Source organism: Nonomuraea sp. NPDC049624 (assembly GCF_040675255.1).
In the GTDB taxonomy this organism is placed as follows: Bacteria; Actinomycetota; Actinomycetes; order Streptosporangiales; family Streptosporangiaceae; genus Nonomuraea.
The window spans coordinates 588,835-603,044 of the sequence record NZ_JBFAOR010000007.1 but is presented as its reverse complement, the minus strand read 5'-3'; the positions used below and the strand labels follow the sequence as shown (position 1 = coordinate 603,044).

General features: G+C 70.6%; 9 protein-coding genes. 4 read left to right on the top strand and 5 right to left on the bottom strand.

Translation table 11 applies throughout. The annotated features are described in order from the left end of the window. Positions 1 to 22: 22 nt before the first annotated feature. The gene (locus tag AB0J76_RS30665) at positions 23 to 1,009 is read left to right on the top strand and encodes an endonuclease/exonuclease/phosphatase family protein (protein ID WP_352325897.1); all 987 of its coding nucleotides are present in this window, start codon (positions 23 to 25) and stop codon (positions 1,007 to 1,009) included. Between the two features lie 33 nt (positions 1,010 to 1,042). On the opposite strand, the gene AB0J76_RS30660 is transcribed toward AB0J76_RS30665, so the two are convergent. The 5 genes from AB0J76_RS30660 to AB0J76_RS30640 all read right to left on the bottom strand — a co-directional run bounded on the left by AB0J76_RS30660 (position 1,043) and on the right by AB0J76_RS30640 (position 7,056). Further along, positions 1,043 to 2,560, bottom strand: a complete 1,518-nt coding sequence (locus tag AB0J76_RS30660; protein WP_352325896.1) for a glycoside hydrolase family 13 protein — start codon at positions 2,558 to 2,560, stop codon at positions 1,043 to 1,045. A gap of 34 nt (positions 2,561 to 2,594) precedes the next feature. Next, positions 2,595 to 3,554: a carbohydrate ABC transporter permease gene (locus AB0J76_RS30655; protein WP_352325895.1), complete on the bottom strand. Its 960-nt coding sequence runs from the start codon at positions 3,552 to 3,554 to the stop codon at positions 2,595 to 2,597. Positions 3,555 to 3,556: 2 nt separating this feature from the next. Continuing rightward, a complete protein-coding gene (locus AB0J76_RS30650; RefSeq protein WP_352325894.1) occupies positions 3,557 to 4,477 on the bottom strand; it encodes a sugar ABC transporter permease in 921 nt (306 codons plus the stop codon). A gap of 71 nt (positions 4,478 to 4,548) precedes the next feature. Beyond that, positions 4,549 to 5,922, bottom strand: a complete 1,374-nt coding sequence (locus AB0J76_RS30645) for an extracellular solute-binding protein (protein ID WP_352325892.1) — start codon at positions 5,920 to 5,922, stop codon at positions 4,549 to 4,551. 141 nt (positions 5,923 to 6,063) lie between these two features. Then, positions 6,064 to 7,056 carry a LacI family DNA-binding transcriptional regulator gene (locus AB0J76_RS30640; protein WP_352325891.1) on the bottom strand — a complete coding sequence of 331 codons (993 nt, stop codon included), beginning with the start codon at positions 7,054 to 7,056 and terminating at the stop codon, positions 6,064 to 6,066. A 235-nt stretch (positions 7,057 to 7,291) separates the two neighbouring features. On the opposite strand from AB0J76_RS30640, the gene AB0J76_RS30635 reads away from it, so the two are divergent. From AB0J76_RS30635 to AB0J76_RS30625, 3 genes are all read left to right on the top strand, one after another. After that, complete coding sequence (locus AB0J76_RS30635) at positions 7,292 to 10,861, top strand: discoidin domain-containing protein (protein WP_352325890.1); 3,570 nt, start codon at positions 7,292 to 7,294, stop codon at positions 10,859 to 10,861. A 165-nt stretch (positions 10,862 to 11,026) separates the two neighbouring features. Continuing rightward, entirely contained in the window at positions 11,027 to 12,607 is a 1,581-nt protein-coding gene (locus tag AB0J76_RS30630; RefSeq protein WP_352325889.1) for a glycosyl hydrolase family 18 protein, read from the top strand. 160 nt (positions 12,608 to 12,767) lie between these two features. After that, positions 12,768 to 14,147, top strand: a complete 1,380-nt coding sequence (locus AB0J76_RS30625; protein WP_352325888.1) for a xylan 1,4-beta-xylosidase — start codon at positions 12,768 to 12,770, stop codon at positions 14,145 to 14,147. Positions 14,148 to 14,210 lie beyond the last annotated feature (63 nt).

Sequence of the window (14,210 nt, the reverse complement as noted above, 5' to 3'; positions counted from 1 at the left end):
ATCGCGGCTTATGGTTCGGGCTGTGCTCACGGACGAAGCGGTGAAGGAGCCCGTGCGGACGCGTCCGCGCCGGGTCTGGCGGCGGCGGCTGGCGACGGCGGTCGCGGTGCTGTTCGCGGCGGGGACGGCGGTCCGGCTCGGCGGCCTGGAATCGGGCGTCCTGCTGGTTCCGCTGGTGTCCTTCACGCCGTACTTCGGCGTGGCGGCGCTGCTGATGCTGGGGGTGGCGGCGCTGGTCCGCAGCAGGGCGGCGGTCGCGGTCATGCTGGCGGTGTGCGCGTGCCTGGCCTGGCTGGTGCTCCCGCGCGCCCTGGCCGGCGGTACGGACGCCGCGGCCGGCCGCCCGTTGCGGGTGCTGACCGCCAACCTCAACGGCGGCCGCGGCGACGCCCGCACGATCGTCGACCTGGTCCGCACGCTGAACGTGGACGTGCTCAGCCTCCAGGAGCTGACCTGGGCCGAACGCGACCGGCTGGCGGCGGCCGGGCTGGAGACGCTGCTGCCGTACCAGGTCACCAGGCCGGAGACGTGGGGGCCGGTCGGCAGCGGCGTGTACGCGCGCCACCCGCTGCGCGAGCGTACGGGCCTGTTCCAGCCGGTCGGGCACCACATGCCGGTCGTGGAGGCGGCGCTGCCCGGCGGCGCGGTGGAGGTGGTGGTCGTGCATCCGGTGGCGCCGGTGCCCTCGACGGTGCCGGAGTGGGAGGCGGGGGTCGGGACGCTGCCGCCCGCGCCGTCCACGGGCGCGCCGCGGATCCTGGCCGGGGACTTCAACGCCACGCTGGACCACGCCGTGTTCCGGCGGCTGCTGGGCACCGGCTACACCGACGCGGCGGCGGCCACCGGCAAGGGGCTGGTGCCCACGTGGCCGATGCGCCGGATCCCGCCGCTGGTGGCGATCGACCACGTGCTCACGGACGGGCGGGCCCGCGCGGTGGACGTGCGCGTCCTCGACCTGCCCGGCTCCGACCACCGCGCCCTCTTCGCCGACCTCCGCGTCCGGAGCTGACAGGCCGCGCGTTCCCGACGGGCCGGGGCGGTGTCAGGCCAGCCAGGCCGCCGTGTCGCTGGGCAGGCGGTCGCCGTCCAGGGCGCCGCTGGCCAGCAGGACCGTGCCGTGGGCGGGCAGCGGCACCGGGTCGGCGCCCAGGTTGACCACGCAGGTCAGCCCGGACTCCCGGGTGAAGGCGAGCACGTCGGGCCCGAGGTCGAGCCAGGTGAGCGTGCCGTCGCCGAGCCGCTCGGCACGGATGCGCAGCCCGTCCCGGTAGAGGTTGAGCATCGAGCCCAGGTCGGCGGTCTGGGCCTCGACGGTGAGCTTGTTCCAGGCGTCCGGCTGCGGCAGCCACGGCGTGGCCGTGCCGAAGCCGAACGGCGGCTCGTCGCCCGACCACGGCAGCGGCACCCGGCACCCGTCGCGGCCCTTCACCGTGTGGTTCGAGCGCCGCCACATCGGGTCCTGGCGCAGCTCGTCGGGGATGTCGTCCACCTCCGGCAGGCCCAGCTCCTCGCCCTGGTAGATGTAGATGCCGCCGGGCAGCGCCATGGCCAGCAGCGCCGCCGCGCGCGCCCGGCGGTAGCCGAGCTCCAGGTCGGAGGGGGCGCCGTCCCTGCGGTCGGCGTGGTCCCAGGAGGTGTCGGCGCGGCCGTACCGGGTGACGACGCGGGCGACGTCGTGGTTGGACAGCACCCAGGTGGGCGGGGCGCCGAGCGGGGCGTGGGTGGCGAGGGTCTGCTCGATCACCTGGCGCAGCCCGGCGGGCTCCCAGGGGCAGGCCAGGAACGGGAAGTTGAAGACGGTGTGCAGCTCGTCGGAGCGCAGGTAGCGGGCCAGGCGCTCCTGGTCGGGCAGCCAGACCTCGCCGACCAGGACGCGGCCGTCGTACTCGTCGGTGATCCGGCGCCAGCTGCGGTAGACGTCGTGGACCTCGTCGAGGTCCTCGTACGAGCCGGTCAGGCCGTCGGGCTTGGCGAGCAGGGCGGCCGAGTCGATGCGGATGCCGTCCACGCCGCGGTCGTACCAGAAGCGCAGCACGTCGTGGAACTCGCGGTGCACCTCCGGGTTGGTCCAGTTGAGGTCGGGCTGGCCGGGGTCGAACAGGTGCAGGTACCACTGGCCGTCGGGCACCTGGGTCCAGGCGGGGCCGCCGAAGATCGACTGCCACTCGCCGGGCTCGTCCCGGAACCAGAACCGGTCGCGCACGGACGGGTCGCGCAGCGCCTCCTGGAACCACGCGCTCGCGGTCGAGCTGTGGTTCGGCACGACGTCGATGATGATCCTGATGTTCAGCCCGTGCGCCTCGGCGATGAACTCCTCCGCCTCGGCCAGGGTGCCGAACACGGGATCGATGTCCCGGTAGTCGGCCACGTCGTACCCGCCGTCGGCCAGCGGCGACGGATACCAGGGGTTGAGCCAGATCGCGTTCACCCCGAGCGCCGACAGGTACGGCAAACGTGCCCGCAGCCCCGCCAGGTCGCCCACGCCGTCACCGTTGCCGTCGGCGAAGCTGCGCAGGTAGACCTGATAGATCGCGGCTCCCCGCCACCACGTTTCGGACATGCTGAAGACAACTCCTTGCCATAGGTGGAGGCACTCAGCCCTTGAGGCTGCCGGCGGTGAGTCCCGCCATGATGTGCCGCTGGAAGATGAAGAAGACGATGACGGTCGGGATGCTGGCGATCACCAGGCCGCCCATGACCTGGTCCTGCGACACGGCCCCGGCGGTCTGGGCCAGGCCCACGCTGAGCGTCATCTTCTCGCTGTCGCTCATGACGAGCAGCGGCCAGATGAAGTCCTTGAACGAGGTGACGATCGTGAAGATCGACGTCACGCCGAGGATCGGGCGGGAGACCGGCAGCACCACCGACCACAGGATGCGGAACGGGCCGCCGCCGTCGATCTGGGCGGCTTCGAGCAGCTCGCGGGGGATGGAGTCGAAGAACCTCTTGAGCAGGAAGATGTTGAACCCGTTGGCCGCGGCGGGCAGCCACAGGCCCCACGGGTTGTTCAGCAGGTCCCAGCCGAGAACCGGCACGTCGTGGATGGCGAGGTAGGTGGGGATGAGCACGACCATCGGCGGGATCATCAGCGTGGCCAGCATGGCGCCGAGGATGACGTTGCCGAACGCCGGACGCAGCTTCGACAGCGCGTACGCGGCGGCGACGTCGACGCACATGGTGATCAGCCAGCCGCCGCCGGCGTACAGGACGGTGTTCCTCAGCAGCGTGCCGATGTCGAACAGCTCCCACGACTCCAGGAACTTCCCGAAGTTCAGCTCCTTCGGGAAGAGCGTGGGCGGCACCTGGGCGAACTCCTCGGCCGACTTCAGCGCGCCGGTGATCATCCAGTACATCGGCAGGAGGAACACGACGGTGAACGTGACGACCGTCGCGACCAGGACCGTCCAGTAGACCCGCCGTCCCCACCGGCTGTTGAGCTGGTGCGGGGAGATGATCGTGCGGAACTGCACCTCGATGCGCCTGGGCGGCCGTCTCCTGTCCCGGCGTCCTGGCGCGGGCGGCGCGGCGGGGCGGCGCAGGGTGGCGTTCGACATGGTCAGCCCTTCTCCTCGCGGGTCAGCCGGAGCTGCACGGCGGCGAAGGCGAGCAGGACGACCATGAGCATCATCCCCAGCGCGCCGCCCGCGCCGTAGTCGCTGTAGGTGAACGCCTGCTGGAACATCAGGAAGACGACGGTGGCGGTGGCGTTCTCGGGGCCGCCGCCGGTGAGCAGGTACGGCTCGATGAAGACCTGCATGGTGGCGACGATCTGCAACATCAGCATGAGCAGCAGGATCAGCCGGGTCTGCGGGATCGTGATGTGCCTGATCCGCTTCCACACGCCGGCGCCGTCGAGCTCGGCGGCCTCGTACAGGTCGGGCGGGATGTTCTGCAGCGCGGCGAGGTAGATCAGGGTGGCCGAGCCCATGTTCATCCAGGTCGAGACGAGCACCAGGCAGAGCAGCGCGGTGTCGGTCGAGTAGATCCAGTTGAGTCCGGGCAGCGAGAAGAAGCCGAGGATCTGGTTGAACAGGCCGACGTCGGGGTCGTAGAACCAGCGGAAGAGCAGCACCGCGACGGCCGGGGGCAGCATGACCGGCAGGTACACCACGAACCGCAGGTAGGCCCGGCAGTGGCGGAGCTCGTTGAGCAGGATCGCCACCGCGAACGGCAGCCCGTAGCCGAGCACCAGCGCGAGGACGGTGAACATGAGCGTGTTCAGCCACGCGGGCCCGAAGGCGGGGTCGGCGAAGGCGGCCCTGAAGTTGTCCAGCCCGACCCACTCCGGCTCGTTGACCAGGTCGGTCTTCTGGAAGCTGAGGATGAACTCCTGGACGATGGGATACCAGGAGAACAGGACGAAGCAGAACAGCGCCCCGACCATGAACCCGTAGGCCGTCAGGTTCCTCCGCAACGCCCGGCGCAACGGCGAGGGCGGCCTCGGCCGTCGCGCGGCTCCGGCGGTCGCAATGCTCATGGGGTGTCTCCGATCACCGACTCGACGTACCGGGGCGCCGGCGGGCGCGGCGCCCCGGTCTCACGTTCCGCTCAGCCCTTGCCGAGCATGGCGTTCGCCTTGGTCTCGGCGTCCGCGAGGAGCTGGTCGACGTCGGCGTCCTCGCGGCTCAGCACGGCCGACATGGCGACGTCGAGGATGGCGTAGAGCTCCTGGGCGTGCGGCGGCTCCATCTTGGGCGGGATGGTGGCCGAGGCGTCGACGTACGGCTGGTAGTTCTCCACCGGCAGGGTGGCGTTGGCCTTGCGGGCGTCCTGGATAGCCTTGCCGGTGGGCGAGGCGCCGTAGACGTCGTTGTCGGGCACGCCGACCGGGTTGCCGAGCGACTTGCCGCGGGCGAAGTCGAAGCGGCCCTTGCCGACGGTGTTGAAGCGGAAGTTCACCCAGGCCAGACCGGCCTTGGCCTGCTCGGGCGTGGCCTTGGGGTTGACGAAGAACGCCTCGCCGCCGCTCAGCGACGCCTTGGCCTCGGGGAAGCCGGTGATGCCGTAGTCGGTGGCGGCGCCCTTGAACTTGTTGACCACGTCGGTGACGACGTCGGGGGCGCCGAGCATCATGCCGACCTTGCCCGAGCCCATGGCCTGCATGAGCGGTTCCCAGGCGTTGAACAGCTTGGCGCCGGTGCTCTTGTCCACCCAGCGCAGGTCCTTGAGGAACTGCAGCACGGCCTTGCCCTCGGGCGAGTTGAACGCGGCGGTCCTGCCGTCGGCCGAGACCATGTCGCCGCCGCGGCCGTACAGGGCCTGGTTGAAGTGCCAGCCGCCGGTGTTGCCGCCGGAGTATTCGCCGTAGCCGATGACGCCGGCGCCGAGCGCGGCGATCTTCTTGGCCGCCTCGCGGACCTCGGCCCAGGTCTTGGGCGGGCTGTTGGGGTCGAGCCCTGCCTTGGTGAACAGCGCCCGGTTGTAGACCAGGCCGACGCTGTAGTGGACGTTGGGGACGCCGTAGACCTTGCCGTCCTTGGTGACCAGGTCGCGGACGTCCTGGCGCAGGTCGTTCCAGTTCTTGATCTCACCGGTGTACGGCGTGATGTCCAGGCCCTGCCCCTTGGCGATCACGTCGGCGTAGTTGGTGACCGGCACCACGAACACGGTCTCCATCTGGCCGCCGGCCAGCTTCGGGCCGAAGGTCTTGGGGTCGAAGCAGGGCTGCTGGTCGGTGCTCTTGACCGTCACGCCGGGGTTGGCCTTCATGAAGGCGGCCACGTCGTCGTCCCAGGCCTGCCGCTCCTTGGGGGCGGACTTCGCGGGCTGGCAGGCGACGGTGATGCTCACCTGCGCGGCGCCCGGGGCGCTGCCCCGCGCGTCGGGCTTGGTGTCGTCGCCACTGCCGCAGGCCGCGGCGCTCATGCTCAGGCCTGCCGCCACGAGCAGCCCCACAGTCCTGCGATAGTCCGATCTCTTCATCGATCTGACCCTTCCGAAGCTTGACGAAGCCGGGGGACGGTGAGGCGCCCCGCTGTGCGCTCACAATGGCAGATCCCTCAGATGTCCGCAATGTTTCGACATGGGATTGCAAGATAACGACTAGGTCACCGGAAGGGCTTCTCAGGACGAGCCGCGCACCCGCCCCGTCGAGGCCCTGACCACCAGCTCCGGGTCGAAGAGCAGCTCGTCGGCGGGCACCACGTGCTTGTCGATCTGGGCGATGAGCAGGTCGACGGCGGCCCGGCCCATGGCGTCGATCGGCTGGCGCACGGTGGTCAGCGGCGGGTCGGTGCAGTTCATCAGGGCCGAGTCGTCGAACCCGACGACCGAGACGTCCGCCGGCACCGACAGGCCGGCCCGGCGCACGGCCCGCACCGCGCCGAGCGCGAGCATGTCGCTGGCGCACACGATGCCGGTCACCCCCCTGGCCACCAGCCTGGCGGCCGCCGCGTGGCCGCCCTCCAGCGAGTACATGCTGTGCTCGACCAGCGCGGGATCGACCTGGCCCGCCACGGCGGCGAGCTTGCGCCGGGACGGCACGTGGTCGCGCGGCCCGAGCACCAGGCCCACCCGCTCGTGGCCGAGGCTGCGCAGGTGGCCGAGCGCGATCTCGGCGGCCACCACGTCGTCGGCCGACACCTGCGGAAACCCCAGGTGCTCGACGGCGGCGTTGACCAGGACGGTCGGCAGTCTGCGCTCGTAGAGCAGCTCGTAGTGCTCGTGGGAGGCGTCGGCCTGGGCGTAGTGGCCGCCGGCGAAGACGACGCCGCTGACCTGCTGGGAGAGCAGGAGGCTGACGTAGTCGGCCTCGCTCACCCCGCCGACCGTGCGGGTGCACAGCACGGAGGTGAAGCCCTGCTGGGCCAGGGCGCCGCCGACGACCTCGGCGAACGCCGGGAAGATCGGGTTCTGCAGCTCGGGCAGCACCAGGCCGACCAGCCGGGCGCGGTCGCCGCGCAGCCGGGTGGGGCGCTCGTACCCGAGCACGTCGAGGGCCGTGAGCACGGCCTCCCTGGTGGCCTCCGACACGCCGGGCTTGCCGTTGAGCACCCGGCTCACGGTCGCCTCGCTCATGCCGACCTTCTTGGCCACGTCTCCGAGTCGTCGGGTCATGCGCAAACTATACGGCCAATCCCGCAAAGACTTGCAACAGCTTGCGCCCATCCTTGCGGGCGATGGGCGGGTTTTCCGCCGCTTCCGCAGGGGGCACGACCTGCTTCGTTCGCCGAGCCCACGAAATCACGTCATAGTCGATTATTTGCGAAACGAAGTTGAAACATTGCGGATTTCTAGGAGTCAACTTAAGGTGCGGGCAACCCTCCCAGCCCGACGAGAGGTGACACCCCCCATGAGACGCAAGCCCTCCCTCTTACGACCGCTCGCGGCGGCCATGGCCGTCGCCCTGGCCCTGATCGGCTGGACGGCTCCGCCGGCCGCGGCCGCGGGCCCGAACCTGGCGGCCGGGAAACCGGTCACGGTGAGCAGCACCACCGACGTCTACGGCGGCGGCAACGCCACGGACGGCGACCAGGCCACCTACTGGGAGAGCGCCAACAACGCCTTCCCCCAGTGGATCCAGGTGGACCTCGGCTCCGCCGTCAGCGTGAACGAGGTGGTCCTGAAGCTGCCCTCCACCTGGGAGCCCAGGACGCAGACGCTGACGGTGCAGGGCGGCACCGAAGGCTCGCCGCTCACGACGCTCTCGGCCTCGGCCGTGCGCACGTTCGCCCCGGCGGCGACGATCACGTTCACCGCGGCGACCGTCCGGTACGTCCGGGTGACCGTCACCGCCAACACCGGCTGGCCCGCCGCCCAGGTGTCGGAGTTCGAGGTGCGCGGCCCCGGCTCGGGCGACACCCAGCCGCCGTCCGCGCCCGGCGGCCTGGCCTACACCGAGCCGGTCGCCGGCCAGATCAGGCTGACCTGGACCGCCGCCACCGACAACGTGGGCGTGACCGGCTACGACGTCTACGCCAACAACGCGCTGCGCGGCAGCGTCGCCGGGAACGTGCTGACCTACACCGACGCCCAGCCCGGCACGCTGACGGTCTCCTACCAGGTCAAGGCCAGGGACGCGGCGGGCAACCAGTCCCCGGCGAGCAACACCGTCACCCGCGTCGGCAGCGGTGGCGGCGGCTCCAACCTGGCCGCCGGCAAGCCCATCACCGCCTCCTCCTACGTGCACACCTACGTCGCCGCCAACGCCAACGACAACAGCGTGACGACGTACTGGGAGGGCGCGGGCGGCAGCTATCCCAACACGCTGACCGTGCAGCTCGGCGCGAACGCCGACGTCTCCTCGGTCGTGGTCAGGCTGGACCCGGCCGCCGTGTGGAGCACCCGCACCCAGACGTTCCAGGTGCTCGGCAGGGAGCAGGGCGCCTCGGGGTTCACGAACCTGGTCTCCTCGGCGGCGTACACGTTCGACCCGGGCTCGGGCAACACGGTGACGGTGCCGGTCGGGGCGCGGGTGGCCGACGTGCGGCTCTCGTTCACGGCCAACACCGGGGCCCCGGCGGGGCAGGTGGCCGAGCTGCAGGTCATGGGCGTGCCCGCGCCGAACCCCGACCTGACCGTGACCTCGCTGTCCTGGTCGCCGCAGGCGCCGGTGGAGACCGACGCGGTCACGTTGTCGGCCGTGGTCAGGAACGCCGGCAACGCGGCGTCGGCCGCGACCGACGTCGCCTTCTCCCTCGGCGCCGGCAAGGTCGCCACCGCCAACGTGGGCGCGCTGGCCGCGGGCGCCTCGGCGACCGTGACCGCGAACATCGGCGCCCGGGAGGCCGGCAGCTACCCGGTCACCGCCAAGGCCGACGACGCCGGGACCGTCATCGAGCAGAACGAGTCCAACAACTCCCTCACCGGCCCGTCCCCGCTGGTCGTCAAGCCGGTGGACACCTCCGACCTGGTCGCCGCGCCGGTCTCCTGGACGCCGGGCAACCCGGCCGCCGGCAGCACGGTCGCCTTCTCGGTCGCGATCAGGAACCAGGGCACGGTGGCCTCGGCCGCCGGCGCGCACGGCGTCACGCTGACCGTCGCGAACGAGGCGGGCACGGTCGTCAGGACCCTGACCGGCGCCCACAGCGGCGCGATCGCGGCCGGCGCCACCACCGCCCCCGTGTCCCTGGGCACCTGGACGGCCGCGGGCGGCCGCTACACCGTGAAGACCGTCATCGCGAACGACGCCAACGAGCTGCCGGTCAAGCAGGCCAACAACACCAGCGTCCAGCAGCTCTTCGTCGGCCGCGGCGCGAACATGCCGTACGACATCTACGAGGCCGAGGACGGCGTGACCGGCGGCGGCGCGCAGGTCGTCGGCCCGAGCAGGGACGTCGGCACGGTGGCCGGCGAGGCGTCGGGCCGCCGCGCGGTGACGCTGAACCAGACCGGCTCCTACGTCGAGTGGACCACCAAGGCCGACACCAACACCCTGGTCACCCGCTTCTCCATCCCGGACGCCCCGGGCGGCGGCGGCACGAGCTCGACCCTGAACATCTACGTCAACGGCGCCTTCCACAAGGCCATCGACCTGACCTCGAAGTACGCCTGGCTGTACGGCGCGGAGGCGAGCCCCGGCAACTCGCCCGGCGCCGGCCCGGCCCGCCACATCTACGACGAGGCCAACGTCATGCTGAACGCCACGGTCCCCAAGGGCAGCAGGATCAGGCTGCAGAAGGACCCGGCCAACAACACGACCTACGCCGTCGACTTCGTCAGCCTGGAGCAGGTCTCGCCGGTCGCCAACCCCGACCCCGCGCACTACGCCGTGCCGGCCGGGTTCTCCCAGCAGGACGTGCAGAACGCGCTGGACAAGGCGCGCCAGGACGCCGGCCTGACCGGCGTCTACCTGCCCCCGGGCACGTACCAGACGACGGGCAAGTTCCAGGTGTACGGCAAGGCCGTCAAGGTGGTCGGCGCGGGCCCCTGGTACACCAGGTTCGTCTCGCCCGCGGGCCAGGACGGCACGGACGTCGGCTGGCGCACCGAGGCGTCGTCGAACGGCTCGACGTTCGCCGGGTTCGCCCACTTCGGCAACTACACCTCGCGCATCGACGGCCCCGGCAAGATCTTCGACCTGTCGAAGGTCTCGAACATCACGATCGACGACCTCTGGGTCGAGCACCAGATCTGCATGTTCTGGGGCACGAACGTCGACCACGTGACGATCAGGAACTCGCGCATCAGGAACACCTTCGCCGACGGCGCGAACTTCACCAACGGCAGCACGAACAACCTGATCACCAACGTCGAGACCCGGGCCACCGGCGACGACAGCTTCGCGCTGTTCGCGGCGATCGACAACGTCAACGCCGACCAGTCGGGCAACGTCTTCGAGAACATCACCTCGCTGCTGACCTGGCGGGCCGCGGGCGTCGCGGTGTACGGCGGCCAGAACAACGTCGTGCGCAACGCCTACATCGCCGACACCCTGGTCTACTCGGGCATCACGATCAGCTCGCTGGACTTCGGCATCCCGATGCGGGACTTCGGGCCGGGCCAGACGAAGTTCGAGAACATCTCGCTCGTCCGGGCCGGCGGGCACTTCTGGGGGCAGCAGACGTTCCCGGCGATGTGGATCTTCTCCGCCTCCAAGAAGTTCACCGCGATCCGGGTCACCGACGTGGACATCGTGGACCCGACCTACAGCGGGATCATGTTCCAGACCGCCTACTCCAGCCCGAGCACGCCGCTGAACCCGGTCACCGACACCGTGTTCACGAACGTGTCGATCTCGGGGGCGCGGCGCAGCGGCGACGCCTTCGACGCCAAGTCGGGCTTCGGCATCTGGGTCAACGAGCTGCCCGAGCCGGGGCAGGGCCCCGCGGTCGGCTCGGCCACGTTCGGCAATCTGCGGCTGAGCGGCAACGCGACCGACATCCGCAACACGACGAGCACGTTCACGCTCAATGTGAACTGAGCGCGTCCGGAGGCGCCGTCCGGGTCCGCGGGGGCCCGGACGGCACGTCCGCGATATGACCCAAATGGTATGCAAGCCCCGTGGACAACTTTAAAGTTTCTTTACATAATCCGATGAACCCGCTGGTCGCGGGCCCGCGCTCGGGCGACGAAAGGGTTGTCCACCATGAAGCGAACGCGCCGTCTCCTCGTCGTGCTGCTGGCCTCCGTCCTGGCGGCACTGGGCGTCCTCGTCGTCCAGACCTCCGCCCAGGCGGCCAACCTCCTCACCAATCCGGACTTCGAGACCGGATCCCTGTCGCCGTGGTCGTGCACCGGCGGGCTGGGGTCGGTGGTCTCCACCCCGGTCCACTCCGGCACCAAGGCGCTGGCCGCGGCGGCCAGCGGGTCCGACACCGCGCAGTGCACCCAGTCGGTGTCGGTGCGGCCGAGCACGACGTACACGCTGAGCGCGTGGGTGCGCGGCAGCTACGTCTACCTCGGCGTGACCGGCGGCTCCTCGTCCTGGACGTCGTCGGCGGGGGCGTACACGCAGCTCACCGTGTCGTTCACGACCACCGCGAGCCAGAGCACCGCGGTCATCTTCCTGCACGGCTGGTACGGCCAGGGCACCTACTACGCCGACGACGTCAGCTTCGACGGCCCCGGCGGCACCGCCTCCCCCACGATCACCCCGACGGTCACCCCGACCGTGACCCCCACCGTCACGCCCACGGTGACGCCCACCGTCACCCCGACCGTGACCCCCACGGTGACGCCCACCGTCACCCCGACCGTGACGCCCACCGACACCACCTGCCCGACCAAGCCGCGGCCGGCGGGCAAGGTGATCCAGGGCTACTGGGAGAACTGGGACGGCGCGATCAACGGCGTGCACCCGCCGCTCGGCTGGATCCCGATCACCGACCCGCGCATCAAGGCGCACGGCTACAACGTGATCAACGCCGCGTTCCCCGTCATCCGCTCCGACGGCACCGTGTTGTGGGAGGACGGCATGGACGCCACCGTCAAGGTCGCCACCCCGGCCGAGATGTGCCAGGCCAAGGCCGCCGGCGCGACGATCCTCATGTCCATCGGCGGCGCGGCGGCCGGCATCGACCTCGGCTCCAGCGCCGTCGCCGACCGGTTCGTGGCGACCGTCGTGCCGATCCTGAAGAAGTACAACTTCGACGGCATCGACATCGACATCGAGACCGGCCTGACCGGCGGCGGCAGCATCACCCAGCTCTCCGCCTCGCAGTCGAACCTCATCCGGATCATCGACGGCGTGCTCGCCCAGATGCCGGCCGGGTTCGGCCTGACCATGGCGCCGGAGACGGCGTACGTGACGGGCGGCAGCGTGACGTACGGGTCGATCTGGGGCGCGTACCTGCCGATCATCAAGAAGTACGCCGACAACGGCCGCCTGTGGTGGCTGAACATGCAGTACTACAACGGCAGCATGTACGGCTGCTCCGGCGACTCCTACTCCGCCGGCACCGTGCAGGGCTTCACCGTGCAGACCACCTGCCTGAACAACGGCCTGACCATCCAGGGCACGACGATCACCGTGCCCTATGACAAGCAGGTGCCGGGCCTGCCCGCGCAGCCGGGCGCCGGCGGCGGGTACATGGCCCCCTCGCTTGTCTCGCAGGGCTGGAACGCCTTCAACGGCCAGCTCAAGGGCCTGATGACCTGGTCGATCAACTGGGACGGCTCGAAGGGCTGGACGTTCGGGGACAACGTCAAGGGCCTGCAGGGCCGCTAGGGACAGGACGCGGCGGCCTTCCGGCGCGCCAGGGGCGCCGGAAGCGCCGCCGTGTCCGCGAGATAACGCTTGGCTGTGAATCCGGCCCACTGGTTTGCCGCGTTTGCGGGGGCATGGAACGCTCTAGGCAAAAAGCGCCGAGGACCAGGTGGGGATTCAGGTGTCAACAGTAAGCGGGAGGGCGGCGGCGCGGCGTTCCGGCCGGTTGGCCACCTGCGTCATGGGGTTCGCCGCCATGGCGCTGCTCGCGGCGGGCTGCTCCCTCGGCGCCACCGCCGACCAGGAGACCACCGGCGCCCAGCCGCCGCAGACGTCCTCGCCCGCCGCCACCGCCGAGGCGCTGAAGCCGCCGCCCGTGGACGCCGACTGGCCGCGCTGGGGCCTGACCCACACCGGCGTCAGCGCCAACAACATCACCCCGCGCCTGGAGCAGGACGTCGCCCGCGCGCTGTCCGAGACGCCGATGCTGCAGAACCAGCACATCATGGGCTTCGGGGCGCTCAACCCCGAGCCGCGGCGGGGCGAGTACTTCTGGGAGGACCTCGACAGCCGGACGAACTTCATGCGGGAGTCCGGCGGCATCGGCGTCATCACGCTGTGCTGCGCCCCCGACTGGATGAAGGGCGGCCCCGAGGGCCCGACCGAGGAGTCGGCCTGGAAGGAGCACCTGGAGGACGCGCCGTACCCGGAGCACTTCGACGACTTCGCCAAGCTGGCGGCGACCGTGGCCGAGCGCTACCGGGACGTGAAGTACTTCATGGTCTGGAACGAGTTCAAGGGCTTCTGGCGGGACCACGCGAAGCCCGCGGACTACAAGGGCTACACCGAGCTGTACAACAAGGTGTACGACGCGGTGAAGGCGGTCCGTCCGGACGCCAAGATCGGCGGCCCGTACCTGGGCTTCGACAGCGACAGCAAGGGCGACACCGAGCTGCGCGGCCCGTGGGGGGCGGTCAACCAGCACGCCCTCGACGCCTTCGAGTACTGGTTCAAGCACAAGAAGGGCGCCGACTTCGTCGTCGTGGACGGCGCCTCCCCCACCGAGACCCACGAGCTGCTGCCGGACGCGTTCGGCGCCCTGGGCAAGTTCGGCGCGATCACCAAGTGGCTGCGCGAGAAGACCGGCGACCTGCCGGTGTGGTGGTCGGAGTGGTACTTCGTGCCCGAGGACGGCACCGTCTGGGACGAGCCCATGCGGCTGGCCGTGCAGGCCGTCTCGATGATGGAGTTCGCCAGGAGCGGCGCGAGCACCGCCCTGTACTGGAACCCGCAGGCCAAGGACGGCGAGTGCCGGGCCTGCATGTGGGACCCGCGCACGGGCGCGCTGATGCCCACCGGCAAGCTGGTGAGCGACTTCACCCGCTGGTTCCCGGCGGGGGCCGAGCTGGAGCCGGTCACCTCCGCCGACCGGCGGGTGCGGGTGCTGGCCCAGCCCCGGCGACTCCTCGCCGTCAACACCGCCGGCAAGCAGGTCACCACGACGGTGGACGGCAAGGAGCTGACGCTCAAGCCGTACGAGATCAAGTGGAGCGACCGCTAGCCGCGAGGCGGCGCGGCGGTGATCACACGGGCGAGATGGCGGTCCGGTATGACGGCCGCCATT